Annotated in this window: 20 protein-coding genes, 2 tRNA genes and 3 pseudogenes; 12 read left to right on the forward strand and 13 right to left on the reverse strand. The window is 58.9% G+C overall.

Annotated features, from left to right (window positions below; translation table 11 throughout):
- Positions 1 to 41: 41 nt before the first annotated feature.
- Positions 42 to 722 (reverse strand): glutathione S-transferase family protein, encoded by a 681-nt coding sequence (locus ACEN9A_RS13155; RefSeq protein ID WP_019651630.1) that lies wholly within the window; start codon positions 720 to 722, stop codon positions 42 to 44.
- Between the two features lie 285 nt (positions 723 to 1,007).
- Between ACEN9A_RS13155 and ACEN9A_RS13160 the strand changes: the two genes are divergently transcribed.
- Positions 1,008 to 1,928 carry an alpha/beta fold hydrolase gene (locus ACEN9A_RS13160; RefSeq protein WP_258673924.1) on the forward strand — a complete coding sequence of 307 codons (921 nt, stop codon included), beginning with the start codon at positions 1,008 to 1,010 and terminating at the stop codon, positions 1,926 to 1,928.
- On the opposite strand, the gene ACEN9A_RS13165 is transcribed toward ACEN9A_RS13160, so the two are convergent.
- Genes ACEN9A_RS13165 through ACEN9A_RS13180 form a run of 4 tightly spaced genes read right to left on the reverse strand, consistent with a single transcriptional unit; the run spans position 1,905 to position 6,521 of the window.
- Positions 1,905 to 2,369: a response regulator gene (locus ACEN9A_RS13165; RefSeq protein WP_018928998.1), complete on the reverse strand. Its 465-nt coding sequence runs from the start codon at positions 2,367 to 2,369 to the stop codon at positions 1,905 to 1,907. The two genes, ACEN9A_RS13160 and ACEN9A_RS13165, sit on opposite strands and share 24 nt — an antisense overlap.
- Positions 2,366 to 4,693, reverse strand: a complete 2,328-nt coding sequence (locus tag ACEN9A_RS13170) for an ATP-binding protein (RefSeq protein ID WP_258673925.1) — start codon at positions 4,691 to 4,693, stop codon at positions 2,366 to 2,368. Before ACEN9A_RS13170 ends, ACEN9A_RS13165 begins: the two co-directional genes overlap by 4 nt.
- Positions 4,690 to 5,340 (reverse strand): response regulator, encoded by a 651-nt coding sequence (locus ACEN9A_RS13175; protein WP_258673926.1) that lies wholly within the window; start codon positions 5,338 to 5,340, stop codon positions 4,690 to 4,692. The genes ACEN9A_RS13170 and ACEN9A_RS13175 overlap by 4 nt, the downstream gene beginning before the upstream one ends.
- Positions 5,337 to 6,521 (reverse strand): sensor histidine kinase, encoded by a 1,185-nt coding sequence (locus ACEN9A_RS13180; protein ID WP_258673927.1) that lies wholly within the window; start codon positions 6,519 to 6,521, stop codon positions 5,337 to 5,339. Before ACEN9A_RS13180 ends, ACEN9A_RS13175 begins: the two co-directional genes overlap by 4 nt.
- Positions 6,522 to 6,691: 170 nt before the next feature.
- Here ACEN9A_RS13180 and ACEN9A_RS13185 point away from each other — a divergent pair, with 170 nt between their 5' ends.
- Positions 6,692 to 7,210 (forward strand): SgcJ/EcaC family oxidoreductase, encoded by a 519-nt coding sequence (locus tag ACEN9A_RS13185; RefSeq protein ID WP_258673928.1) that lies wholly within the window; start codon positions 6,692 to 6,694, stop codon positions 7,208 to 7,210.
- 216 nt (positions 7,211 to 7,426) lie between these two features.
- On the opposite strand, the gene ACEN9A_RS13190 is transcribed toward ACEN9A_RS13185, so the two are convergent.
- The 3 genes from ACEN9A_RS13190 to ACEN9A_RS13200 all read right to left on the reverse strand — a co-directional run bounded on the left by ACEN9A_RS13190 (position 7,427) and on the right by ACEN9A_RS13200 (position 9,616).
- Entirely contained in the window at positions 7,427 to 8,353 is a 927-nt protein-coding gene (locus tag ACEN9A_RS13190) for a bifunctional 5,10-methylenetetrahydrofolate dehydrogenase/5,10-methenyltetrahydrofolate cyclohydrolase (protein ID WP_258673929.1), read from the reverse strand.
- A gap of 169 nt (positions 8,354 to 8,522) precedes the next feature.
- Complete coding sequence (locus ACEN9A_RS13195; protein WP_258673930.1) at positions 8,523 to 9,011, reverse strand: copper chaperone PCu(A)C; 489 nt, start codon at positions 9,009 to 9,011, stop codon at positions 8,523 to 8,525.
- Positions 9,011 to 9,616, reverse strand: coding sequence for an SCO family protein (locus ACEN9A_RS13200; protein WP_258673931.1), 606 nt, complete (start codon positions 9,614 to 9,616; stop codon positions 9,011 to 9,013). Before ACEN9A_RS13200 ends, ACEN9A_RS13195 begins: the two co-directional genes overlap by 1 nt.
- A gap of 875 nt (positions 9,617 to 10,491) precedes the next feature.
- Between ACEN9A_RS13200 and nirB the strand changes: the two genes are divergently transcribed.
- From nirB to ACEN9A_RS13225, 5 genes and pseudogenes are all read left to right on the forward strand, one after another.
- Positions 10,492 to 13,053, forward strand: coding sequence for a nitrite reductase large subunit NirB (nirB, locus tag ACEN9A_RS13205; RefSeq protein ID WP_258673932.1), 2,562 nt, complete (start codon positions 10,492 to 10,494; stop codon positions 13,051 to 13,053).
- Entirely contained in the window at positions 13,053 to 13,439 is a 387-nt protein-coding gene (gene nirD, locus ACEN9A_RS13210) for a nitrite reductase small subunit NirD (RefSeq protein ID WP_258673933.1), read from the forward strand. The genes nirB and nirD overlap by 1 nt, the downstream gene beginning before the upstream one ends.
- Before the next feature lie 31 nt (positions 13,440 to 13,470).
- Entirely contained in the window at positions 13,471 to 13,911 is a 441-nt protein-coding gene (locus tag ACEN9A_RS13215) for a CBS domain-containing protein (protein WP_007935595.1), read from the forward strand.
- 130 nt (positions 13,912 to 14,041) lie between these two features.
- A pseudogene (locus ACEN9A_RS13220) lies at positions 14,042 to 14,797 on the forward strand (MCP four helix bundle domain-containing protein); the annotation flags it as partial.
- A 132-nt stretch (positions 14,798 to 14,929) separates the two neighbouring features.
- Positions 14,930 to 15,655, forward strand: coding sequence for a methyl-accepting chemotaxis protein (locus ACEN9A_RS13225; protein WP_371924247.1), 726 nt, complete (start codon positions 14,930 to 14,932; stop codon positions 15,653 to 15,655).
- Positions 15,656 to 15,685: 30 nt separating this feature from the next.
- Here the strand turns inward: ACEN9A_RS13225 and ACEN9A_RS13230 are convergent, their stop codons facing one another.
- Both ACEN9A_RS13230 and ACEN9A_RS13235 read right to left on the reverse strand, forming a co-directional pair.
- Positions 15,686 to 16,459 carry an L-iditol 2-dehydrogenase gene (locus ACEN9A_RS13230; protein ID WP_258673935.1) on the reverse strand — a complete coding sequence of 258 codons (774 nt, stop codon included), beginning with the start codon at positions 16,457 to 16,459 and terminating at the stop codon, positions 15,686 to 15,688.
- Positions 16,460 to 16,721: 262 nt separating this feature from the next.
- Positions 16,722 to 18,032: an ABC transporter substrate-binding protein gene (locus ACEN9A_RS13235; RefSeq protein ID WP_258673936.1), complete on the reverse strand. Its 1,311-nt coding sequence runs from the start codon at positions 18,030 to 18,032 to the stop codon at positions 16,722 to 16,724.
- A gap of 301 nt (positions 18,033 to 18,333) precedes the next feature.
- Here ACEN9A_RS13235 and ACEN9A_RS13240 point away from each other — a divergent pair, with 301 nt between their 5' ends.
- Together ACEN9A_RS13240 and ACEN9A_RS13245 are read left to right on the forward strand one after the other, a co-directional pair.
- Positions 18,334 to 19,236, forward strand: coding sequence for an AraC family transcriptional regulator (locus tag ACEN9A_RS13240; RefSeq protein WP_258673937.1), 903 nt, complete (start codon positions 18,334 to 18,336; stop codon positions 19,234 to 19,236).
- A 241-nt stretch (positions 19,237 to 19,477) separates the two neighbouring features.
- Positions 19,478 to 19,551: transfer RNA gene (locus ACEN9A_RS13245), tRNA-Cys, on the forward strand.
- A gap of 387 nt (positions 19,552 to 19,938) precedes the next feature.
- On the opposite strand, the gene ACEN9A_RS13250 is transcribed toward ACEN9A_RS13245, so the two are convergent.
- Positions 19,939 to 20,949 (reverse strand): acyltransferase family protein, encoded by a 1,011-nt coding sequence (locus tag ACEN9A_RS13250; protein ID WP_258673938.1) that lies wholly within the window; start codon positions 20,947 to 20,949, stop codon positions 19,939 to 19,941.
- A 3-nt stretch (positions 20,950 to 20,952) separates the two neighbouring features.
- On the opposite strand from ACEN9A_RS13250, the gene ACEN9A_RS13255 reads away from it, so the two are divergent.
- The gene (locus ACEN9A_RS13255) at positions 20,953 to 21,252 is read left to right on the forward strand and encodes a hypothetical protein (RefSeq protein ID WP_258673939.1); all 300 of its coding nucleotides are present in this window, start codon (positions 20,953 to 20,955) and stop codon (positions 21,250 to 21,252) included.
- Between the two features lie 687 nt (positions 21,253 to 21,939).
- A tRNA-Leu gene (locus ACEN9A_RS13260) sits at positions 21,940 to 22,026 on the forward strand.
- 289 nt (positions 22,027 to 22,315) lie between these two features.
- Here the strand turns inward: ACEN9A_RS13260 and ACEN9A_RS13265 are convergent.
- The gene (locus tag ACEN9A_RS13265; RefSeq protein ID WP_258673940.1) at positions 22,316 to 22,501 is read right to left on the reverse strand and encodes a DUF4224 domain-containing protein; all 186 of its coding nucleotides are present in this window, start codon (positions 22,499 to 22,501) and stop codon (positions 22,316 to 22,318) included.
- Positions 22,502 to 22,611: 110 nt separating this feature from the next.
- Positions 22,612 to 22,851 (reverse strand): annotated as a pseudogene (locus ACEN9A_RS13270) (siphovirus Gp157 family protein); the annotation flags it as partial.
- 154 nt (positions 22,852 to 23,005) lie between these two features.
- Here ACEN9A_RS13270 and ACEN9A_RS13275 point away from each other — a divergent pair.
- Positions 23,006 to 23,357: pseudogene (locus ACEN9A_RS13275) on the forward strand (phage tail protein).
- The last annotated feature ends 9 nt before the right edge of the window (positions 23,358 to 23,366 follow it).

A 23,366-nucleotide genomic window follows, 5' to 3' on the forward strand; every position in this document is an offset into this window, starting at 1 on the left:
GCGTACGGCCAAATGCAGATCGCATTACGGCCAATGACGGGTCATGCATTATCCGGCGCCTCCCGAAACCGTTGTGCAAGGCGATCCGCAAACGGATAGAACGAAAACCAGGGCCTGGCTTCGTCGATCACCCGCAGGAATGACGGTCGCTGTATCAACCGGTCGAAATAGGCGCTCAAGTGCTGGTAGTCGTCGGGGAACGGCACCAGTGTGCAGGCATAGAACAGCGCCGGGGCGGCGGCGCAATCGGCCAGGCTGAAGTCCGGGCTGGCCACCCAGATTCTGGAAGCCATCCGGCGCTCGAGCATGCTGTACGCCGTCGCAAGCGTGGCCCGTTCCCTGGTCAAATCACCGTTGGTCGCGTGTATCCGATCACTGACAATCTGTTGGACCGGTGTTTGTAGATAATTGTCGAAAAACCGGTCCCATAAGCGCACCTCCAACGCGGTCTCCCAATCGTCTGGAACCAGGCGTTGTTCACCTGGATACAGGCGATCCAGGTACTCGATGATGACGCTGGACTCCGGCAGATTACGTTGACGAGCATGATCGCGAAGTACCGGGAATTTTCCGATTGGCCACAATGCCTGAAGCTCTGCGCGGTCGGCGGCGTCCGTGAGATCGATGATTCTTCTGTCGAACTCGATGCCGTTTTCGTAGAGCGCGATGAGCACTTTGTGGCAGTAAGAAGCCAGCGGATGGTAGTAAAGCGTTAGCGACATTTTTCAACTCCTCGTTGGGCAGATGAAAAGGCTGGGGCAATCAACAAGCATAGGCTGCTGCCGGCGAAGCGTCTGGGCAGCCACTTTCAAGCTTGCGAGCTTGCACACGGGAAAATTCCTGCTTAACTGGAAGCCGCTGGTCGGGTTCTGACTCATTGGTCATGGCGTTCATCTCAGCGCCCTTGTACCGTTGTCGCTGGTTTGTGCTGTCAGGCTTGCCCGGAGGAAGCCGGACAGTCGACCACGCTGTGTGCCTGGTCCAATTTGTTCAAGGAATAGAATGAAATGATGCCGAAAACTGCCATCGTCGAGATTGGTAAGAAGTACAAGGTTTATACCGAGCACTATCTCAACGCCGCTGCTGACAAGACGATCATTCTGGTCAATGGCTCGCTGGCAACGACCGCATCCTTTGCGCAAACGGTGCGTTACCTGCGGCCACGATTCAATGTGGTCCTCTACGATCAGCCCTACGCCGGTCAATCGAAACAACACAACCGGCATGACCAACCGATCCGCAAGGAGGACGAGGCAGAAATACTGCTGGAGTTGATCGAGCACTTTCGCGCCCAGCATGTGCTGTCCTTTTCCTGGGGCGGTGCGGCGACCTTGGTAGCGCTGGCCCAGCGGCCCCGCCGGATCGAAAAGGCGGTGATCAGTTCATTCGCCGCGCGGATCAACACGCCGATGCGTGAGTATCTGGAGAGCGGCCGGCACTTTCTCCACCTGTGTGATCGTCGCAATGTCGGGCGCTTGATCAACAGCACGATCGGCAAGCACCTGCCGTCGCTGTTCAAGCGATTCAATGAGCGTCATGTCAGCAGCCTGGACGAACACGAATACCGGCAGATGCATTTTCACGTCAATGAGGTGTTGACCCAGGACACTCACTGCTACGTGTCCTGTGCCGATTCCATCGACGTCCCGCTGCTGTTTATCAACGGTGAATGGGACGAGTACACCTCGGTGGAAGACGCCCGTCTGTTTGCGGCGCATACCCGCAAGGCGCAATTTCAGACCATCGAGAACACCGGGCATTTCCTCGACATGGAACACCCCACGGCCTGGCATGACACGCAACGGGCCTTGCTGGGCTTTCTGCAGCCGCCAGCCGTGAGGACGCCGAGCCAGCCACGCAACCTGGCATTCAGCGGCAAATCGTCAGTGATTCCGCCCCTGCAATCAGCTAACTGGCTGCGGCCTTAACTGACGCAGCAACTCGATTTGATCCGCAGGGACCAGCGTGCGCAGGGCTTTATACAGTGCGCGGGTCTCTAGCAGGTTCCAGACCCGCAGCATGGTTTCCAGGGCGTCCAATGGCTTGCTGATGAAGTCCTTGGCGCCCAGGGCCAGCGCGCGCAGGCGGGTATCGCGGGTGGCGTCGGCGGTGAGCACGAGGATCGGCAGGTATTCGCCGGCTGGAATGCGCCGGTTGAGCTGTTCGAGTACGGCAAAGCCGTCGAACTCCGGCATGTGCAGGTCGAGAATGACCAGGTCCGGCTCGAAGCTGTTGAACAGGTCCAGGGTTCGCAGCGGCTGGGTGCTGCTCAGTACATTGGTCAGCCCTTCGCGGACCAGCAACTGCTCCATCAAATCGAGGTTGGGTCGTTGGTCGTCGATGATCAGAATACGCAGGTCGGTGTTCACACGGGCTCCGGTAGGTGCTGGTCAAGATGGGCAAGGAATGAAGGAATGTGAATCGGCTTGGTCAGCACCGCGGTCGCTCCTGCTTCCAGCAAGGCGTGGTGAGTGAGGTCGCTGGCATCGGCGGTGATCATCAGCACGGGTGTGGCGCGGGTGCTGGAGGACAGACGCAAGCGTTGCAGAACGTTGAAACCATCAAGATCCGGCAGCGCCACGTCCAGCAAAATCAGCTGTGGTGCGTGTTGCCGGGCCAGGTCCAGGCCCATTTGCCCCTGCATGCTTGAGAGCAACTGGATGTGCGGCCGTCGTTGCAGCAGGGTTTCGATCAGGGCCAGACTCGACAGATTGTCTTCGATGCACAGCACTTTTCCCTGGTAATCGGGGGCGGCGAGGGTGGGCGTTGCCGTTGGCGGGCTGATCAGTGCCGCAGGTGGCTCAGTGGTTGACGGCAATCGCTCGAAGGGCAGTTCCAGGGTGAAACTGGAGCCGTTGCCGGGCTGGCTTTTGACGGTCAGGCTGCCGTTCATCATTTCCAGCAGGCTCTTGCTCAACGCCAGGCCGAGGCCCGTGCCTTCCACGTTCGGGTCGGTCTCCAGGCGCTCGAACGGCTTGAACAGTTGGTCCTGCCGATCAGCTGCAATGCCCTTGCCGGTATCGCAGACCGATACCGCAATTCGTTGTTGATGAACCCTGACCTCAATGTGCACCTGGCCCCGGGGCCGGTTGTATTTGATCGCGTTGGACAACAGGTTCAGCAGCACCTGAACCAGCCGTTGCCGATCGGCGACGATCCCGCTGTCGGCGGCCAGCATCGGCAGTTCGACCAGTTGAATGCCGGCGTCGCAGGCCATGGGCGATACCAGCGTCAGGGCTTCTTGCAGCACCACCGCCAAGGGCACGGCTTCAACGTTGAGTGGCAGGCGCCCGGCCTCGATCTTGGCGATGTCCAGCACTTCGTTGATCAGGGTCAGCAGGTGTTGCCCGGCCCGCAGGATGTGACCGATCTGCGCTCGCTGCCCTTTGGGCGAGTCCATATCCAGCAGTTGCGCGAAGCCGAGAATCGAGTTGAGCGGAGTACGCAGTTCGTGGCTCATGCGCGACAGAAACTCGCTTTTGGCGCGGCTGGCGCGCTCCGCTTCTTCCCGTGCGGTACTTAGCGCGATCTCTGCGGCACGGCGATCGGTGATGTCGCGGGTGATCTTGGAGAACCCGCGCAGGGCGCCACTGCTGTCGTACTGCGCGGTAATCACCACACTGGCCCAGAAACGGCTGCCATCCTTGCGGCAACGCCAGGCCTCTTCCATGTAGTGACCATTGCGTGTGGCCTCGCGCAGCGCCATGTCGGGATGCTGCGGACATTCTTGCGGGAGATAAAACACCGAGAAATGCTGGCCGACGATCTCCTGTTCGGTGTAGCCCTTGATCCGTTCGGCGCCGGCATTCCAACTGGTGACGAAGCCTCGTGTGTCGAGGGCGAAAATACCGTAGTCCTTCACCCCGTCGATGATCAGCCGCAAGCGTTCTTCGTTGTCGCGCAAGGCCCGTTCACGTTCGGCCAATAACAGCCCGGCCTCGACCAGGCGCGTGCCCAATTGACCTATCTCATCGTTCTCCGGCGGTTGCGGCAATAACGGCTGACCGAGTGCCAGCCGTTGGGCGTTGCCCTGAACTTGCTGCACCCGGGCGACGATGCCTTTGGACAGAAACAGCACCGCGACAATGGCACCGAACAGCCCGCAAACGGCGGCCAGCAAGGTGGAGAACAACAGGCGCTGTCGAGTGGAGGCCGCCGCTGCGGTGCGCTCGGCCAGCAGGGTGTCCTCAAGCGTGCGCATGGCGCTGATGCGTTCGCGTAATTCGTCGAGGACATGTTTGTTGTTGATCAGGATCGTGGTGATCGACTCTGGGGTCGCGTTGCGATCATCGAGCAGTTCAACCAGACCTTCGACCTTGGTGTCGATCAGCGGCGTGATCGCCTCCAGGTGTTTGCGCACCCGCTGATCGCGAACGTTGCGGTCGAGCCGCTGCAGGGCCGATTCGATCAAGGGCTTGGCCTGTCGGTAACCCGGCAGGAAATCCTCGCGATGGGTCAGCAGATAGCCGCGCACACTGGCGGCAGCCTCGGCGAGCAGGGTATGCACCGCCTGAATATCGCCTTGCACCAGCAGCACGCGGCGTACGTCTTCTTCCGCGCGGGCGGTCTGCCGTTCGGTGGTGTAGATCAGCACCAGCGAGAGCAACAGAATCACCAGCGGCAGGGAAATTACCACGAGGGCTTTGCCGCGTAACGGCAGATCGGCCCAGCGGCGGGCGTTTGAAGCTTTCATGACTGGGTCACCAGACCCAGCGCAATGCCACGCACAGCCGCTTGGGTGCGGTCGGCGGCGCCGAGTTTGCCGATGACCCGCTCCACGTGGGCTTTGGCCGTGCCGGTGGTGATGCCGAGTTTTTCGCCGATTTCACGGTTGCTCATGCCGCTGGCCACCAGCCCCAGTACTTGGCGTTCCCGTGGGGTCAAGGTGACGGGGGCGGCGCCGCTGGCGTTGCGCTCGGTCAGGCGGCGCAGCAACTGCGCGCTGACTGAACTGTTGAGGGCTTGCTCGCCGGCGGCGACACGTTGCAAGGCGTCGATCACTTCGTGGCGGCTGGCATCCTTGAGCAGATAGCCCACGGCGCCGGCGTTCATGGCGGCCTCAAGGTGATCGGGGCTGTCGTCCATGGTGAACATCATCACTTTCAGGCTCGGCAGGCGCTCTTGAAGCAGGCGTGCCGCGCCCAGCCCGTTGAGCACCGGCATGCGGATGTCGAGGATGACGATGTCGGGTAAAAGACGTTCACATAAATCCAGTGCTTCCTGGCCATTGCACGCTTGGCCGACCACTTCGAATTGCGTCAGGCCGGCGAGCAACGAGACGAAGCCGGTGCGCGTGACTTCATGATCGTCCGCGACCACCAGTCGTATAGCGTCAGTCATTGATGGGTTCCATTCAGGCCAGAGGGGACGGTGGCGCGCAGTTGCGTTCCGCCGTGCGCGTGGCTGATGCAGGTGAATTCGCCGCCCAGCAGGCTCGCGCGTTCCTGCATCGCGGCAAGCCCCAGGTGCCGGGCGCCGCAGGTGTCGAGGGGTTGTTCCATGGCAAAGCCCTGGCCGTTGTCGTCCACCCGCAGCGAGGCTTGTCCTTCATGCAGTTGCAGCGCCAGCACGACGTGGCTGGCCTGCGCATGTTTGAGAATATTGTTGATGCCTTCCTGGGCAATCCTGAACAGGGCGATTTCCACCTGGCTGGGCAAACGTGCTTCGCAACGCACATTCCAGTTCACTTTGATCCCCGCTTCGCGCAGGCGATCTGCCTCTTTGTCGACCGCCTTCAGCAAGCCAAAGTCGTCGAGCGCCGTCGGGCGCAGGCCACGAATCAATTGCCGGCCTTCACCGACGCAATGCTGGGCCAGTGCAAGAATCGTCTGTAGGTCTGCACCGAGTTCGTCGGGCAATGGCGGGCAGCGACCGGCAAAACCTTGCAGGCGCTGATGCAACCCGGCGAGGGTTTGTGCCAGGCCGTCGTGCAGGTCGTAGGCCATGCGTTTGCGTTCGTCTTCCTGTGCCCGGAACAGTCGGTGGACCAGATCGGACATGGTGCGCTCGCGGGTCACCAATGCGTCGAGCAAGCGCTGGTTTTCCAGGTGCGCGGCGAGCAGGGTGGCGAGCAGTTGCAGGGATTCGAGGTCTTCGGTGTCCGGTGCGCTGATGCTGACGCTGTTGGCCAGCACCAACGCACCGAAGGCGGCACCATCGCCACCGCGTAAAGGTATCCGCAACACATTGGGCAGATCCGCGCTCGGCTGTTCCTGCCATTGCGGTGCGCACATCGCGGTGTCGGCGAGGTGTTCGAGGCTGTGCAAACGATCACGGCTGCCTTGACTGGCGGTGGTCCTGACCTGCGCATCCACGTCCCATTCCAGCAGTAGCGCATGGTCCATCGCCAGGAAGGCGCAGGCCCGTTGCAGCACCCGTTGACGCATGGCCTCGGGGGCCAGTTGTGTCAGTTCCTGGCCGGTATCCACCAGCAGCCGCAGCCGCGCGGCGCGACTTTGCGATTGCCGATACTGGGTACGAATGGCCAGGGCGCTACCGGGGTCATGATCAGGGTTTTGCATGGGCAGGTTCCGGCACGGGCACGCCCGTTCGGGCAGGGGCGTCATTAAACCTTGTTAACGGGGCAGGGCGCTATCTGCCGAATGGCATAGGCAAATGGCTCCGGTTGGCCGATGGCGGGCCGCGTTCCGGGCGGCACAGTGTGCCCATCGACCATCATTGGAATAGCGCAATGAAATTCAAGACCTCAACCATCGCCCTGTTGTTCGCCCTGACCGCCCCGTTGGCTCAGGCGTTGGAAGCGGTGCCTTACGTTTACAGCAGCGTGGCGCAGCAACCGTCCAACGTGAAGGATCGTGAAATCGCCGCCCTGTTTGACCATTGGAACAGCGCGTTGAAGAGTGGCAATGTTCAGAGCGTGGTCGACCTGTATGCGCCGAACGCGGTGCTGCAACCGACGGTTTCCAATCAGGTGCGCACCACGCCGGCACAGATCAAGGACTACTTCGATCACTTCATGGCGCTCAAGCCAGTAGGCCAGATCAACTTCCGTGAGATCCGCCCATTGGGCGCCAACGTGGCCATGGACAGTGGCGTCTACACCTTTACGTTGACCGAAGCCGATGGCAAGACCCGTCAGGTGCAGGCGCGCTACACCTTTGTTTATGAACAGGTGGGTGGTCAGTGGAAGATTCTCAACCACCACTCTTCGGCGATGCCGCAAACGCAGGTGTTGCACGCGGGGAAATAACGGACCTGATCGACACGGTCAAAATGCTCACAATCCATGTAGGAGCGGGATTCTGTGGCGAGGGGGCTTGCCCCCGTTCGGCTGCGAAGCAGTCGCAAAGCTTTTGGGGCCGCTTCGCGACCCAACGGGGGCAAGCCCCCTCGCCACAGAGGCCCGCTCCCACAGGTTTCGCATTACCGACACGGCCCACTTTCAAGTGGGCCGTGTGCGTCGTGCTCAGTTCAACGCCAGGTCGTCTTCGGGCTGCTGCCCGCGAGCCTGTGCCGCGCGTTGCAACCGGCTGGCGATCAAGGTGTTCTTCAGCAGATATGCAATGGTCATCGGTCCGACGCCACCGGGAACCGGGGTGATCGCGCTGGCGACGGTACGGGCGCTGGCGTAGTCGACATCGCCCACCAGACGGTTGCCGAACTCGCTGGTGATGCGGTTGATGCCGACATCGATCACCACCGCGCCGGGCTTGAGCCAACTGGCGTCGATCAACGCTGGCCGGCCCACCGCCGCGACCACGATATCCGCCAACCGGCACAACGCCGGGGCGTCGACGCTGCGCGAGTGCACCACGCTGACCGAGCAGTTAGCCTGCAACAGCAAGGTCGCCATCGGTTTGCCGACAATGTTCGACCGGCCGATGACCACCGCGTGCAAGCCGCTCAAGTCATCACCGCAGGTTTCGTGCAACAGGCGCATGCAGCCGCTGGGCGTGCACGGGGTCAGGACCTCGATGCCTTGCACCAGCCCGCCGACGTTTTCCCTATGAAAGCCATCCACGTCCTTGATCGGGTCGATGGCATGAATCACTGCTTGCTCATCGATAGAGGCGGGCAAGGGCAGTTGCACCAGGATGCCGTTCACTGTGGGATCGGCATTGAGTTGTGCAATCAGTTCCAGCACCTGGGCCTGGCTGGCGGTTTCCGGCAGGCGGTGTTCAAGGGAGCGGATCCCGACTTCCTTGGCGCGCAGCAGTTTATTGTGCACATACACATGGCTGGCCGGGTCGTCGCCGACCAACACGACCGCCAGGGCGGGGTAGATCTGTTGGCCAGCGAGGGCCTGAACTTCTTCACGGACCTCGTCGAGGACCTTGGCAGAAATGGCTTTGCCGTCGATATCACGGGCAAATGTGGGGGTGCTGCTGATCAAGAGAGTCACCGTTGTCTTGATTGAATGGGGGTGAAGTGATCATCGCGGCGTCTTCGCGCGCCGATGATCCATCAGAGACATGCAGGCAAGGGGGCTCAGGCTATCAGGTGAGGGCAGGCATACGCCACCGGAACACCAGCCAGCGATCAGACAGGCTGGTATCGAGCTCTCAATGCATCTTGCTGTGATCATGCATGCCGAGCGCCTGAGTCTCGGCGTCAACGGTGATCGTCTCTTTTTCGCCCTTGGCGTTTTCCACGGTCAGGGTCAGGGGCACTTTGTCGCCTTCCTTAACCTGGGCCGTCAAATCCATCAACATGATGTGATAGCCATGGGGATCGAAGCTTACCGGTTGGCCGGCCGGCAGCGCGACGGACTCGACCTGGCTCATGCTCATCACATCGTCTTTCATGCTGGATTGGTGAATTTGCACGGTGTTCGCTACCGGCGACTGCACGCTGAGCAGTTTGCTATCGCTGTCGGCCTGCACGGTCATGAAGGCGCCGGTCGAATGCTGACCGGCCACCGTCGCGCGAACCCAGGCGTCGTTCACCAGGGTTTGAGCGGACACCTGCCAGGCCATGCCAATCAGGGAAAGACCCAGGACCAGTTGTTTGATACCCAGCTGTTTAATACGTGGTGCGCAAATCGAAGTCATCAGCAGACCTCCATGACGGTGAGCAGGTCTTCTGCACACTCTTTAGCGGTAAGGGACGCGGACAGCCCCAGGCGCAAATTGCCCCGGGAGTCGAAAACGAAGCTGGTCGCGGTGTGGGAGAGGGTATAGGTCGAACCGCTCGGGATCTTTTCATAGAACACACCGAACTCCTTGGCGGTGGCGGCGGTTTCTTCCAGCGTACCGTACAGCGCCTCGAAACTCGGATCGAAGGCCTTGACGTAGGTGTCGAGCATTTGCGGCGTATCGCGCTCGGGGTCCAGGGTGATGAAGATCACTTGCAGGCGTTCGCCATCGCGGCCCATCAGTTTTTTCGCCTGTGCCGCACGGGCCAGCGTCGTCGGGCAGACCGCCGGACATTGGGTGAAGCCGAAGAAGATCATCGGCATCAGGCCCCGATAGCTGCCCAGCATCCGGTACTCGCCCTGGGCGTCCTTGAGTTTGAAGGTACGCCCCATGATCTTGTCACTGAGGTCCTTGCCGTACTTGAACGACAGCTTGCTGCTGTCATCGCAGCCAGCGAGCAGGCCGAGGCTCAGCAGGCTCATGCCTTGTAGGACCGTGCGACGGGTATACAACGTACTCATGAACAAAAGCATCCTGTGTAGCGACGGGGGAATCTACAGTGGCTGATCAATCAGACGAAAAAAAGCGCACGGATGTTAACAAACTGTTGCCCTGCGGCGCTTAATCGATGGCCTGCCGGCATGCGCCAAAACGTCGCGGCCTCGATATATCTGAAAATACAAATACGCGATGCTGCTGAAGGCAACGCTTGCCCGGGCCGGTAAGTTGAGCAGCGACGAGCTCGCTGTAGAAGCTGTCGAGCCTGCGAGGCTGCGTTCGGCTGCGCAGCAGTCGTCAAACCAGTAATTGCGGTGTGTCAGGCAGACCGCGTCAGCCGGACTCACGACTGCTGCGCAGCCGAACGCAGCCTCGCAGGCTCGACAGCTGCTACAAATCGGCATTGACGCTTGCCCGAATGGCACCGGGAAATGCCAAGCAGGGCGTAGCCGCATGCACTTTTAAAGAGCCATGCCTGACAACGTGCACCAGTGCGAAGCGGATCCCCGAGCTATTCCTTTCTTCAGCTCCAACGTCCGCCCACCCACTCGCGGGGGCCTGCAACGTTGACTCGCGCCTGATGAACCCCGCCTGGTTCGCGGTCTTCATCACATTCCCCCATCCTTCAGCAGTCGGTTTTCCAGAACTGAGGAAGTCGTGCGCTGCAGACTGGCACAAAGGCTGCATTCTCCCCCTTCAGCCTCATCTGAAAAAGAGGGGCAGCCCACTCGATCAACGAAGATCGACCGGCCGGGCAGGTCGTGGGCAACATCGGTGGATCAGGCGAAGGCGCCAGGTCGAACACCGCGAAGAACAGGCAAAGACGCCTGAAACCGAGAGGTTTCAGGCGTTTTTTTTTGCTTTTTTATCCGTGATTGGCTTTGGCTGGGTGCTTACTATGAATTCCAATGTTGCCGCATTGAACAAACTGCAAACGCTGATCGTGATCGGCAATGGCATGGTCGGACATCATTGTGTCGAGCAGCTCATCGAGCGCGGCGCCCTCGAACACTACCGGCTGCATGTCTTCAGTGAAGAACCGATGCGTGCCTACGACCGCGTGCATCTGTCCGAGTATTTCGGCGGTCGTGATGCCGAATCGCTGGCCCTGGGCGAAGCCTCTCTCTATCAGACGCCGGGCGTCACCCTGCATCTGGGTGTGCCGGTGCTGGAAATCGACCGCGCTCGGCGCCAAGTGATTACCGCGCAAGGTTGCGTCGCTTACGACAAACTGGTTCTGGCCACCGGGTCTTATCCCTTCGTGCCGCCTATTGAAGGCGCAGAAGGCGACTCGCGCCTGGTGTATCGCACCCTTGAAGACCTCGACGCGATTCGTGCTGCTGCGGCCAATGCCCGGCGTGGCGTGGTGGTCGGCGGTGGCCTGCTCGGCCTGGAAGCGGCCAATGCCCTGAAAAGCCTGGGCCTGGAAGCGCATGTGGTGGAATTCGCCCCGCGCCTGATGCCGGTGCAACTCGACGAGCAGGGCGGCCTGGCGCTGAAGGCGCAAATCGAGCGGCTCGGTGTGGGTGTGCACCTGTCCCGTGGCACGCAGTCGATCAGTGCTGGCGAGCAGTACCGTTATCGGATGAATTTTGCCAACGACGAATTTCTTGAAGCCGACCTGATCGTGTTCTCCGCCGGCATCCGTGCGCAAGATGCATTGGCCCGCCAATGCGCGCTGGACATTGGTCCTCGCGGCGGCGTGGTGATCGACGACCAGTGCCTGACCAGCGATCCGAATATCTACGCTATCGGCGAGTGTGCCGCCTGGAATGGCAGCCTCTTCGGCCTGGTCGCCCCCGGTTATCAGATGGCCCGTGGCGTCGCGTCGCTGCTGTGCAATCAAGCCGCCGAGCCGTTCCAGGGCGCCGACATGTCGACCAAGCTCAAACTGCTCGGTGTTGACGTCGGCTCCATCGGCGATGCCCATGCGCAGACACCGGGCGCGCGCAGTTATCAGTTCATCGATGAAGCGACGGCCAGCTACCGCCGGCTGGTGGTGGATGCCGACAGCAAGCGTGTGCTCGGTGCAGTGTTGGTCGGCGACAACAGCTATTACGACACCTTGCTGCAATACATGCAGAACGGCATTGCCTTGCCGTCGGAGCCGGCCAGCCTGATTCTACCTTCGTCCGCCGGTGCGCCAACCTTGGGCCCGGGCGCGTTGCCCGAGTCGGCAACGGTGTGCTCGTGCCATAACGTCACCAAGGGCTCGATCTGCTCGGCCATCGATGGCGGCTGCACCGACCTGGGCCTGCTCAAGTCGCAGACCAAGGCGTGCACCGGTTGCGGCGGTTGCGCGGGGCTGCTCAAGCAAGTGTTCGAGCATGAACTGATTGCCCGTGGCGTCAGCGTCGACAAGAGCCTGTGCGAACACTTCGCCTACACCCGCCAGGAGCTTTATGCGCTGGTGCGGGTAGAAGGGGTGATCACTTTCGAAGAACTGCTGGCCAAGCACGGCCGTGGACACACCGGTTGCGACGTGTGCAAACCGGCAGTGGGCTCGATCCTCGCCTCGTGCTGGAACCAGCCGATCATGGATGCCTCGCTGGTGCCGTTGCAGGACACCAACGACACCTTCATGGCCAACATGCAGAAAAACGGCACCTATTCGGTAGTGCCACGCATCGCTGGCGGTGAGATCACCGCCGACAAGCTGATCGCGATCGGCGTGGTGGCGAAGAAATACGACCTCTACACCAAGATCACCGGCGGCCAGCGGATCGACCTGTTCGGCGCGCAGTTGCACCAGTTGCCGGACATCTGGTCCGAGCTGATCGAGGCCGGTTTCGAAACCGGGCACGCCTACGGCAAATCGACCCGTACCGTGAAGTCTTGCGTGGGCAGCACCTGGTGCCGTTACGGCGTGCAGGACAGCGTGAAAATGGCCCTGACCCTCGAAGATCGCTACAAAGGCCTGCGCTCGCCGCACAAGCTCAAGTTCGCCGTTTCTGGCTGCACCCGTGAATGTGCCGAGGCGCAGAGCAAGGATGTCGGCGTGATCGCTACCGAGAACGGCTGGAACCTCTATGTGGCCGGCAACGGCGGCATGCGTCCGCGTCACGCCGAGTTGTTCGCCACCGACCTGGACGATGCAACCCTGATCCGTTACATCGACCGTTTCTTGATGTTCTACATCCGCACCGCCGATAAATTGCAGCGCACCTCGGTCTGGCGCGAAAGCCTGGAGGGCGGCCTGGATTACCTCAAGGACGTGATCATCAACGACAGCCTGGGGCTTGGCGCAGAACTTGAGTCGCAGATGCAACTGGTGGTCAACCGCTACGAATGCGAATGGGCCAATGCCCTCAAAGACCCGGAAAAACTCAAGCGCTTCCGCACCTTCGTCAACGATCAGCGCCCGGACCCGGACATTCATTTTGTCCAGGAGCGCGGTCAACGCCGGCCGATCATGGCCGCCGAACTCAACCTTATCCCTGTCACCGAGGAAAATGCCTGATGAGCCAGTCCACTACCCAGCGTGTCGATGCCCTTGCCACCGCAGCCAATGCCCAGGCCTGGCAGGCGGTGTGCAGCCAGCAGGATCTGGTCAGCAACTCCGGCGTTGTCGTCTGGCTCGATGGCGCCCAGGTGGCGCTGTTCTACCTGCCGCAGGCCGTAGGCCGCACCCTCTACGCCATCGATAACCATGATCCGCAATCCGGCGCGAACGTGATTGGCCGCGGATTGATCGGCAGCCTCAAGGGCGATCTGGTGGTGGCGTCGCCGATCTACAAGCAGCATTTCCGTCTCGAGGACGGCAGCTGCCTGGAATACCCCGAACAGCGCCTTCGGGTGTGGCCGGTGCGTTTGAACGCCGGCGTCGTGGAAGTTGCGGCGGCTTGACCGTCGCGCTGAACCGTATCGGAGAACGTTGATGAAAACAGCCGCACAGTTGCTGAAACTGAAGGTCGTGCAAAACCAGCAGGTGCACAGCATCGCACCGGATCAAATGGTCCTCGACGCCCTGAAAATGATGGCCGAGAAGAACGTCGGCGCGCTGCCCGTGATCGAAGAAGGGCAGGTGGTCGGCGTCATCAGCGAGCGCGACTATGCGCGCAAGGTGGTTTTACAGGGGCGTTCTTCGGTCGGCACGCCGGTGCGCGAGATCATGAGCGCGCCGGTGGTGACCGCCGACAGTTTGCAGAGTATCGAGCGCTGCATGGAGGTCATGACCGACAGTCATTTGCGTCATCTGCCGGTGCTGGAGGGCGGGGAACTGATCGGGCTGCTGTCGATCGGCGATCTGGTCAAGGAAGCCATCGTCGAGCAGGCCGATTTGATACGGCAACTCGAGCACTACATTCGCGGGCATTGAGCCCGCGCATACCGTAGGTCGCAAAAATCGGCTTGCGTGGAAATAAGTCTAAGTAACCGGTTGGAACAGTCGATAACCCCAACAGTAGGCAATTAGCCGACCACGTACCTGCCGACAGGGGAACCATCGAGTGTCCATAAAATTACGTTTGATCTTGTTGATCGGCACTGGCTTGCTCACCGCCCTGATCGTGAGTCTGGTCAGCTATGTCGGTAACACTCGGATGGCTGAAGCGGTGAGTGACAACGAGGTCAGCATGACCGCGCTGCGCAATCACCTCGAAGCCGACATGATGCACGATGCACTGCGCGCCGATGTGCTGTCGGCGATGCTGGTAGGGTTGGGCAAGAGCCCCAGCAGCAAGGCCGAGGTGCGCAGCTCACTCAATGAGCATGCCGCGCACTTTCGCGAGATGCTCGGTGACAACCTCAAGCTGCCGGTCAACGACACCCTCAAGGCCGCGCTGGACAAGATCAAGCCAAGCCTCGATACGTACATCAGTGCCGCCGAGCGCATTGTCGGGCTGGCGCTGGATAATCCGGATTCCGCACAACAGCAACTGGGCACGTTCAATAACGCGTTCAGCCAACTGGAAAGCCAGATGGCCACCCTCAGTGAGCTGATCGAAACCAACACTCAACAGACCAGCGCGGGCACTCGGCAAACCATCAGCAGTGCCAACTTCACCCTCGGTGTCGTACTCATTGCCAGCTTGTTGCTGCTGCTCGCCCTGGGACGTTCGGTCATCCTGAGCATCATGGGGCCGTTGCAGATCGCCAGCCGGATTGCCGACAGCATCGCCCATGGCAACCTGAGCGAGCCTATCGTCGAACCCACCCGCAAGGATGAAGCCAGCACCTTGATTCGCAGCCTGGCAACCATGCAGCGCGACCTGCGCGGCATGATCGAAGTGGTTCGTAGCAATGCCCATGGCGTAAGTGGCATGAGCCAGCGGTTGAGCAGCGGTTGCCATCAGGTCGCGGGCAGCAGCCAGCAGCAAAGCGTCGCCGCCAGCACCATGGCCGCGGCGGCCAGCGAAATGACTGCGAGCATCGAAGAAATCACCCGGCATGCCGAGCGTGCACTGAACATGGCCAACCAAGCCGAGGAGCTGGCCAAGGACGGCGGTCGGGTGATTCATCAAGTAGTCAGCGATATGGACGGGATTGCCCGTTCGGCGCAGCAGTCGGCCCAGGTGATCCGCACCCTGGACAAGGAGTCCGAGGGGATTTTCAGCATCATTCAGGTGATCAAGGGCATTGCCGATCAAACCAACCTGTTGGCGCTTAACGCCGCCATCGAGGCCGCCCGTGCCGGTGAGCAGGGCCGTGGTTTTGCTGTCGTCGCCGATGAAGTGCGTAGCCTGGCGGGCCGCACCAGCGCCTCCACCCAGGAAATCGCCACCATGGTCGCGCGTATCCAGCAAAGCACCCGCGAGGCGGTCAGCAGCATGGAGGCGGGCGTCGCACAGGTCGACAAGGGCATGGCGGTGACCGCCGACGTCGAGCGCGCCATCCGCGAAATCCTCCAGGCCACGCTCAACACCACGGAGCTGGTCAATGACATCAGCCGCACGATCGGCGAGCAGAGCCTGGCCAGCAACGAAATCGCGCACCAGGTGGAAATGATTGCCGGCATGTCCGAAGGCAACAGCAAGGTGATCAACCAGACCGCCTCGACCACCGATGAACTGTCCAGCCTGGCCGGACAGCTCTCGCAGTCGGTGGATCGGTTTCGCCTTTGAGGCATCGGCTGGCCCTGTCATCAGGGCCAGTCAGCTCATCCAGTTGCCGCCATCGACGTTATAGGTCTGAGCCACGATGTAATCGCTTTCGGCCGATGCGAGGAAAATCGCCATGCCGACAAGGTCATCCGCCGTGCCCATGCGCCCGTACGGGACTTCCTCACCTGCCAGCCGTTTCTTTTCCCCTAGCGGGCGGTTTTCATAGCGGGCAAACAGCGCATCGACGCCGTCCCAATGCTCACCGTCCACCACCCCCGGCGCGATGGCATTCACGTTGATGTGATGGGGAATGAGATTGAGACCGGCCGATTGCGTGAGGCTGATCACCGCCGCTTTGGTCGCGCAATACACCGCGACCAACGCTTCACCGCGCCGCCCGGCCTGGCTGGCCATATTGATGATCTTGCCGCCGTGGCCCTGGCGGATCATCTGCTTGGCCGCGGCCTGCAACGTGAACAGGGTGCCGGAAACGTTGATCGAGAACAGCCGTTCGTAGCTGTCGCGAGAAATCTCCGTGATCGGCGCGAGATCAAACAGCGCCGCGTTGTTGATCAGGATGTCGAGCTTGCCTGTGGTGGCGATTACCGTGGCGATGGCTGCGTCGATGGATTGCTGATCGGTCACGTCCATCTCGACCGCATAGGCATTGGGCCCCAACTCGGTTGCCGTGGCTTGGGCACGCTCCAGGTTGATGTCGGCGATCGCGACCCTGGCGCCTTCGCGGATATAGGCTTGCGCGAAGGTCCTGCCTATTCCTCTGGCGGAACCGGTAATCAGGGCGCTTTTTCCTTCTAGACGTTTCATTGTTCCCATCCAATCGTAAGAGCTAAAGAGTTGCCCAATCGAGGGCGTCAAAACCAGTCGTTAGTCTGCGAAAAATCCCTGTAGGAGCGGGCTATGTGGTGAGGGGGCTTGCCCCCGTTCGGCTGCGCAGCAGTCGTAAACCGGACACCGCGTTGCTGACTAAAGATCGCGGTGACTGGTTTTAGGGACGCTTTGCGACCCAACGGGGGCAAGCCCCCTCGCCACATAAGCTCGCACCCACAGTGATTGCGTCACGCCGTTGCTACTTGGGATAACCGGCGCGCTTCATCTCGCGTTCGGTGCTTTGCTGCGCGGAAGCCAGGGCCTGTTCCACCGGCATCTGCCCGGTGAGCGCCGCGGATACCAGCTTGCCGACCGACGTGCCAATTGCCTGGAATTCGGGAATGGTCACGTATTGAATGCCGACGTAGGGCACGGGCTGGGCTGACGGGTGTGCCGGGTCGGCGTTCTGCATCATTTTCAGCGTGACACCGGCGAAGGGTGCCGCCTGCAAATAGGCGTCGCTGTAGGTCGACATGCGGGTGCCCGGCGGTACGTTGCTGATGCCATCCGTCTTCGCAACCAGTTGGATGTATTCCCTGGAGGTGGCCCAGGTCACAAAGGCTTTGGCGGCTTCCTTGTGTCTGGATGTCGCCGGGATGGCCAGTGACCAGGCATAGAGCCAGGACGAACCCTTGTCGGTGACTTCTGTTGGCGCGGCGACGAAACCAACATCATTGGCCACCTTGCTTTGCGTTGTGTCGGTGATGAAGGAGCCGGCGACGCTGGCATCGACCCAGATTGCGCATTTGCCACTGTTGAACAGGGCGAGCGTCTCGTTGAAGCCATTGCTCGACACACCCGGTGGGCCGTACTGCTTGAGGGTGTTGACGTAGAAGTTGGCGGCGGCAGTCCATTGCGGCCCGGTGAGTTGCGGCTGCCACTGCTCATTGAACCAGCGCGCGCCAAAGGCGTTGGACATGGTCGTCAGCAGCGCCATGTTCTCACCCCAACCGGCCTTGCCGCGCAGGCACATTCCATACTGTTCTTTATCCGGCCGGTGCAGCTTGCCGGCGAACTCGCCGAGCTGCGTCCAGGTCGGGTGCTCGGGCATGCTCAGGCCGGCGTTCTTGAACAGGTCGGTTCGGTAATAGGTGACGGTGCTTTCGCCATAGAACGGCAGGGCATAGAGCGTGTCGTTGACCGATAGTCCCTGGCGAACCGCAGGGAAAATATCTTCGAGGTCATAGCTGGCGGGCAGCTCCTTTATCGGCTCCAGCCAATGCTTGGCGCCCCACAAGGGTGTTTCGTAAGTGCCGATGGTGAGCACGTCGAACTGGCCGCCCTGAGTGGCAATGTCGGTGGTCAGGCGCTGACGCAACACGTTCTCTTCGAGCACCACCCAGTTCAGCTTTACGTCGGGGTGCAGCTGTTCGAATGTTTTGGACAACCGCTGCATGCGGATCATGTCGCTGTTGTTCACGGTCGCGATGGTCACCGTTTCAGCAGCCTGGCAGAGCAGGGCAGAGCACAGGCCGGCGGACAGAAAAAGCGCGCTTGGAATGATCTTCATCGTGATCTCCGCTCTGCGCCTTGGGCGGCAGAAGCTTTATTGTTGTTGTAATCCACGAGGCGGGGCATAGCCGCACCGGGTTGACTACAGAATTGCAGCTACCCAGGCAGCGAACAAATGAATGGCATACGCGCCGCTGATACTTTTTTGACCGTGGAAAAAAAGTATCAGTGGGCGCCATGTAACGTGCTAGGCGCCGGGCGTCGTTAGTGCGAGTCTCATGTCAGCGTCCCGAGACTTCGACTCGTCCCAGGCTTCGCGGTACCTTGATAAAACCAACAAAAACGGAATCGCCAGGGTGATGAACCATCACGTAACCGCAGACAAGCCGCCAGCGCTTGAAGTCATCCTCAACGAGCCCCAGCACAGCTTTCGTTGGTACGAACACGACTATCCCTTCGACCTGGCGCGCTGGAACCATCATCCGGAGTTCGAGATCCACCTGATCCGCGAAGGCAGCGGTCGGCTTCTGGCTGGTGACTACATCGGCGTATTCGAAGCCGGGCATGTCGCCCTCATCGGCCCGGGCCTGCCTCACGACTGGATCAGCGATCTGGGTAAAGGTGAGGTGATTACCGGCCGTGACGTGGTGTTGCAGTTCGATGGCCAGATGCTGATGCAACTGCGTGACAAGGTCCCGGAACTCAGCGAGTTACAAAGCCTGTTTCGCCAGGCGGCGCAGGGCATCGAATTTCAAGGCAACACCCGCAAGAAGGCGGCCCGACTGTTGGAAGAAATCGGCCAGTGCCATGGCTTGCAGCGACTGTGCCTGTTCCTGTCGTTGCTGCAACTGCTGGCATCGGCCCCCAACAGCGAGAGACAGACGCTTGCCAGCCTGCAGTACGCGCCCATGCTCGACGCATTGACGGCTCAGCGCATGAGCATTGTCTTCGACTACATCCTGAACGACCTCGCTGACGAGCTGCGGATGTCGGTCATCGCCCAGCGCCTGGACATGAACGAGCCGGCCTTCTCCAAATTCTTCAAGCGCGCCACCGGCCATACCTTCGTCGACCTGACGCGCAAACTACGAGTCCAGCGCGCCTGCCGTTTGCTGGCGCAAAGCAGTTTCAGCGTTGCCGATATCTGCTTTGAAGTGGGGTACGCCAACTTGTCGAATTTCAATCGGCACTTTCGCCATGAAATGCACGAGACACCCAGCGAGTATCGACAGCGGTTGCAGCGCGCATCTTGCGGTGGGTAGCGCTTTCTGTGGCGCTAAAGTGTTAGTCTCGAAAGCAACCGGGTAGTGGCGTTAGCGCATCTGGAATTATTTTCTTCCAGTTCTTGACATGCCTTTCGAACCAGTCCAGAATTGCGTCCATTCCTGATTCAGGAACACGAAAACCCCTTAGATTTCAAAGGGTTGGGAGCTAGATTAGAATCTTGTTTCCAGATACGAGTTTACACGTTTGATGTTGTGCTACTGAACGTCAGATGTTTGAGGCCGAATAGCAAAATGGTTATGCAGTGGATTGCAAATCCACCTACGCCGGTTCGATTCCGACTTCGGCCTCCACTATTAAAAACCCCGTAGATCAATGATCTACGGGGTTTTTTTATGCCTTCAGGAAAGTGAAGTGTTCCGCATGAATGGATTGCGTTGTTGGCTTTACGATGGGCCCACACGCGGTGATAAACCTTTTTTATCCCTCGAACTGAGTGACCGAGCGGGGCACTTGCGTCAGTGATATCGTCAATTTCACTAGCCGTCTTCGGTCGGTTTCACGGAACTGAAATTTGCTAATCGTCGCTGAAAGCTCAAGGTCACCATCCGCGGCAGCCTTCGTGGCATCTGAAGATAGGTACAGAAGCTACTTCACCACTTTGCCAGCTATGGCAAGGGCAGGGGTTCCAATCCCCGCGTGATAGTTGAGTGTATTGGAGTAATCGTTATAGGGGGGGGTTAAGAGCTGGCAGTTTCTACTTGTTTGATTCTGTTGATGGTCTTTGCAGTGCGGTAGCGGGCTACTACAATTCTCCCGGCGCGAAGGCCGTACGTTTCTACTGTTTTATGTAGTACATAGCAAATGACTACAAGGATCATGACTATTTGTATTTTTTGCGGGATATAGGTGATTCCCAAGTTGCTCACGACTTCTGCCAAATAAGGCCATGCCCAGTTATGGAATAAATAGACTGAGTACGTCAGGTTTGAGGTGAGCCTGATAAGTGGGCCATCTTGTATTCTGTCTCGAATCAGCCATGCAGAGAAGAAAATAGCCAGTGCATACATCGAGTGATTATTGTTATTGAATGATGGCTGGATTTTGGTCGTCATAGTCCAGAATGCCAAGACGATGCATATCATTAATGCGATGCAGGCATTCTTATTGGCTTTGCCGGTTTCCAGCAGATAAATACACGATCCTAAAAAGAGGAACGGAGCATAAAGCGTGGTGTATCCGAGGGTGAGCCCTGGTGAGTTAGGGAATGGCGAAGAGAAATACAAGGTTGCAGCAATAGCGCCAAATACCATTGGAAGGTACTGCTGCTTGCGCATCAGGCCGGACGCCTTGAATAGCGCCATCAACACATAAAAAGCAACCTCAATCCGCAACGTCCACTCAACACCAGATAGTGAGGTTGGAATTGCAAACAGGTCACCTAAAAGAAGGAGGTGTGGAATCCATTGCCAGGCTGGAGGGAGCGGGATTCCATTAACGAATTTATTTACCAGCGCCTCGCAGATGACGGCGAAAATAAATAATGGATAAATTCTGAAAAAACGTTTTATGAGAAACTCTGTTGTGTTCTCGGACTGGAGTACATGCGTTATGACGTAGCCAGATGTAATGAAAAAAACGATTACCCCTGCAGCACCAGACCAAACTAATGGAGAGATTGCCGATAAAACATACCGTAAAGAGATATGTAGTGATTCATCGATAGATGCATAGTAGACGTCTGGGAACATTCGGTGGCCGACGAGCACGCCAATAAAGGCAAATATTCGCATGCAATCCAAAAATACAATTCTATCCATGATTTGTTTAGGCATATAAAACCGAGAATGTTATTTGTTTTTTTGAGCGCTAAATTGGTGGGTCGCGCCGATCGATGCGGATTCTACACCAAATCACTGGACGCATCTTGGCAAAATGCCATTATTGTTGCTGTGCAACAATTATTGAAGATCCTCTCCGACGCCGGCACCAGCGTCGGCGTTTTTGCACCTGCCCTTAACGTGGCGATGAGGCGGTTCCAGATCGACCGCTAACGAGCATTTCCGCAAGCAATCGATGAGGACACATATCGCGCCGAAATGCTCACTGAGGGTTGGACCGAGTACCCAACCTGAGCAGTTTAAATATGGCGCTGGCGCGAGCCGTGATCATGGCCTTTTCCTGCACCCTGGGAGATGACCAATAGGGTTTTTTGCTGATCTCGAACTCATCGTAAAGACTGGGGTACAGCGTTTCTGCCGGTCGCTCGGCTCCAAACTTGATCATCCAGGTTGCCCTTCCGTTGGCGTTTAGTACGGCAAGGCTAGTCGATTAAAGCGTCTTTGCTTGTCGTTTTTGGTATCAATTGGTAACTCGGCATCAGGTCTATTTTCGGACGAGGTTGGCGTGATGAGTCACAAAATCAGGCGCCGGGCAGCTCCGCAGCCATGGAGCAGTCCCGTGTGCCGCGCGGCTTACAGAACCTTGAAAATCAGTAGCTTGCAGAACGATAATGATGCTAACCTATTGAAATAGCTTGTTTTGTTGATCGATTGAAGATCCACCTACATCGGTTCGATTCCGACTTCGACCTCCACTTTAAACGAGCTCCGTAGGTCCATGATCTACGGAGCTTTTTTATTTTCGCAGTCCTGCAAGATTTAGTCTTGAAAAGGGGGTTGTGAACTTGCTTCACCGGGGCGGGATGTATATATTTCCCCCTCTGTTGCACAAGCGCTACCGCCCGAATGGCGAAACTGGTAGACGCATGGGACTTAAAATCCCCCGCTCGTAAGGGCGTGCCGGTTCGATTCCGGCTTCGGGCACCATCTAAAATCAAGGGTTTGCGGGCGAAAGCTAATGCAAACCCTTGTTTGTTTCTGGTCCGCAATTCACTAAAAGTGATGGCCTTGACGACCAATTCAGTTGTGGTGCGATCACGCTCGAGCTTAGCGTACTCCATGATCACCGTAATCGCTGCCAGAGGGATTTCTTTTCGGTCCTTTCGTCAGTGTCGTAATAATAGAAGACCCGCCCGCTGGCTTTCTTACGCTCTCGCAGCCGGGCTTGAGCCGGATTTACTTGGTCGTCGTCCCATGTCAGCTGGCCTTACGTGTTTCATACGGTTTTTTCCGCTTCAAGCGTACCGACTGCGGTCACTGCCATCGCGGTAACACTTGGCCAGCCGTTCACTTTGGTCGTGTGTTGGACGTCATTCTTCTTCAAGTTGAGGATCTGACCTGCCTTCGTCCGCGCGCCGGTAAGCTCGCAAACCTCCTCGTGGGATAGAAACTGGATGTTCATGAGCTGCTCCGTACCGCGCGTGGCGGCAGAAGGCGGTTGTCATGCTGGCCAGCCAAGAGGAAGACTGTTCTCGCGCACCAGGTGGGGCGGCAGGTCCTCCTGCATGCCTGGCTTATGCTGTTCTTCTTCACGCGTTTCAGCTCGTTGAGCCGCTCGACCTCTTTGTTGATGGCATCGATATCGCTTTCGATATTGCGGCGCAGCATGACGATGTTGTCGGCCTTCATCTCGAACTCACCCAGGATTGCATCTACGGTGTCTTGCAAGGCCTCTTTCAGGCCCTCGTCGTCGGTGTCGGCCATGGCTTGAAGTTCGGCCATCCGGTCGGTGAGCTTGCCCTCTTTGCCCATATACCAACGCTCAATCTTCACCGTGTGCAGCTTGGCGTTAATGAGCAGCGCGCCGGGCCATTCTTTTGTGGGGGCCTGGAGCGGTACACCCTCGTCGAAGCGCTCCTCAATCAGGCATTGACAGATCCCGATCCGGCCTAACAAGGAGCTGGCCATGAGTAATATCGACTGGTCCCAACTGATTGCCGTCGAGATGAAGGCTGCTGCCGCCGCGCTGCACCTGGTGGAAGCCAAGGCCGAATTGGCTGCAAAGAACGCTGTCGCGGTAACGCAGATCACGCGAATTCAAGATCGCATCGACACGCCTGGTTACGGCATCGACGCCGGCGAGGTGACCGAAGAGGACGAGGCTACTGGTGAACCTTAAAGCCTGGAAGGCCTATAAGTTCGCCGTGGGCAAGGTAACCACGAAGCCAGGCTGGAATGCCTCGCCGGTTTGGCCGATTGTTCCAGCCGTACCGGTGATTGTTGCGGGCCCTGAGTCTCGATCAGCCGAATCCTTGTAGTGGCTTGCG

This window comes from Pseudomonas sp. Pseusp18 (assembly GCF_059506005.1).

Coding starts and splice junctions, on each gene's coding strand:
- ACEN9A_RS13155 (WP_019651630.1), bottom strand. CDS start 722: ATGTCGCTAACGCTTTACTACCATCCGCTGGCTTCTTACTGCCACAAA.
- ACEN9A_RS13160 (WP_258673924.1), top strand. CDS start 1,008: ATGATGCCGAAAACTGCCATCGTCGAGATTGGTAAGAAGTACAAGGTT.
- ACEN9A_RS13170 (WP_258673925.1), bottom strand. CDS start 4,693: ATGAAAGCTTCAAACGCCCGCCGCTGGGCCGATCTGCCGTTACGCGGC.
- ACEN9A_RS13175 (WP_258673926.1), bottom strand. CDS start 5,340: ATGACTGACGCTATACGACTGGTGGTCGCGGACGATCATGAAGTCACG.
- ACEN9A_RS13180 (WP_258673927.1), bottom strand. CDS start 6,521: ATGCAAAACCCTGATCATGACCCCGGTAGCGCCCTGGCCATTCGTACC.
- ACEN9A_RS13185 (WP_258673928.1), top strand. CDS start 6,692: ATGAAATTCAAGACCTCAACCATCGCCCTGTTGTTCGCCCTGACCGCC.
- ACEN9A_RS13195 (WP_258673930.1), bottom strand. CDS start 9,011: ATGACTTCGATTTGCGCACCACGTATTAAACAGCTGGGTATCAAACAA.
- ACEN9A_RS13200 (WP_258673931.1), bottom strand. CDS start 9,616: ATGAGTACGTTGTATACCCGTCGCACGGTCCTACAAGGCATGAGCCTG.
- nirB (WP_258673932.1), top strand. CDS start 10,492: ATGAATTCCAATGTTGCCGCATTGAACAAACTGCAAACGCTGATCGTG.
- nirD (WP_258673933.1), top strand. CDS start 13,053: ATGAGCCAGTCCACTACCCAGCGTGTCGATGCCCTTGCCACCGCAGCC.
- ACEN9A_RS13215 (WP_007935595.1), top strand. CDS start 13,471: ATGAAAACAGCCGCACAGTTGCTGAAACTGAAGGTCGTGCAAAACCAG.
- ACEN9A_RS13225 (WP_371924247.1), top strand. CDS start 14,930: ATGGCCGCGGCGGCCAGCGAAATGACTGCGAGCATCGAAGAAATCACC.
- ACEN9A_RS13230 (WP_258673935.1), bottom strand. CDS start 16,459: ATGAAACGTCTAGAAGGAAAAAGCGCCCTGATTACCGGTTCCGCCAGA.
- ACEN9A_RS13235 (WP_258673936.1), bottom strand. CDS start 18,032: ATGAAGATCATTCCAAGCGCGCTTTTTCTGTCCGCCGGCCTGTGCTCT.
- ACEN9A_RS13240 (WP_258673937.1), top strand. CDS start 18,334: ATGAACCATCACGTAACCGCAGACAAGCCGCCAGCGCTTGAAGTCATC.
- ACEN9A_RS13250 (WP_258673938.1), bottom strand. CDS start 20,949: ATGTTCCCAGACGTCTACTATGCATCTATCGATGAATCACTACATATC.
- ACEN9A_RS13265 (WP_258673940.1), bottom strand. CDS start 22,501: ATGAACATCCAGTTTCTATCCCACGAGGAGGTTTGCGAGCTTACCGGC.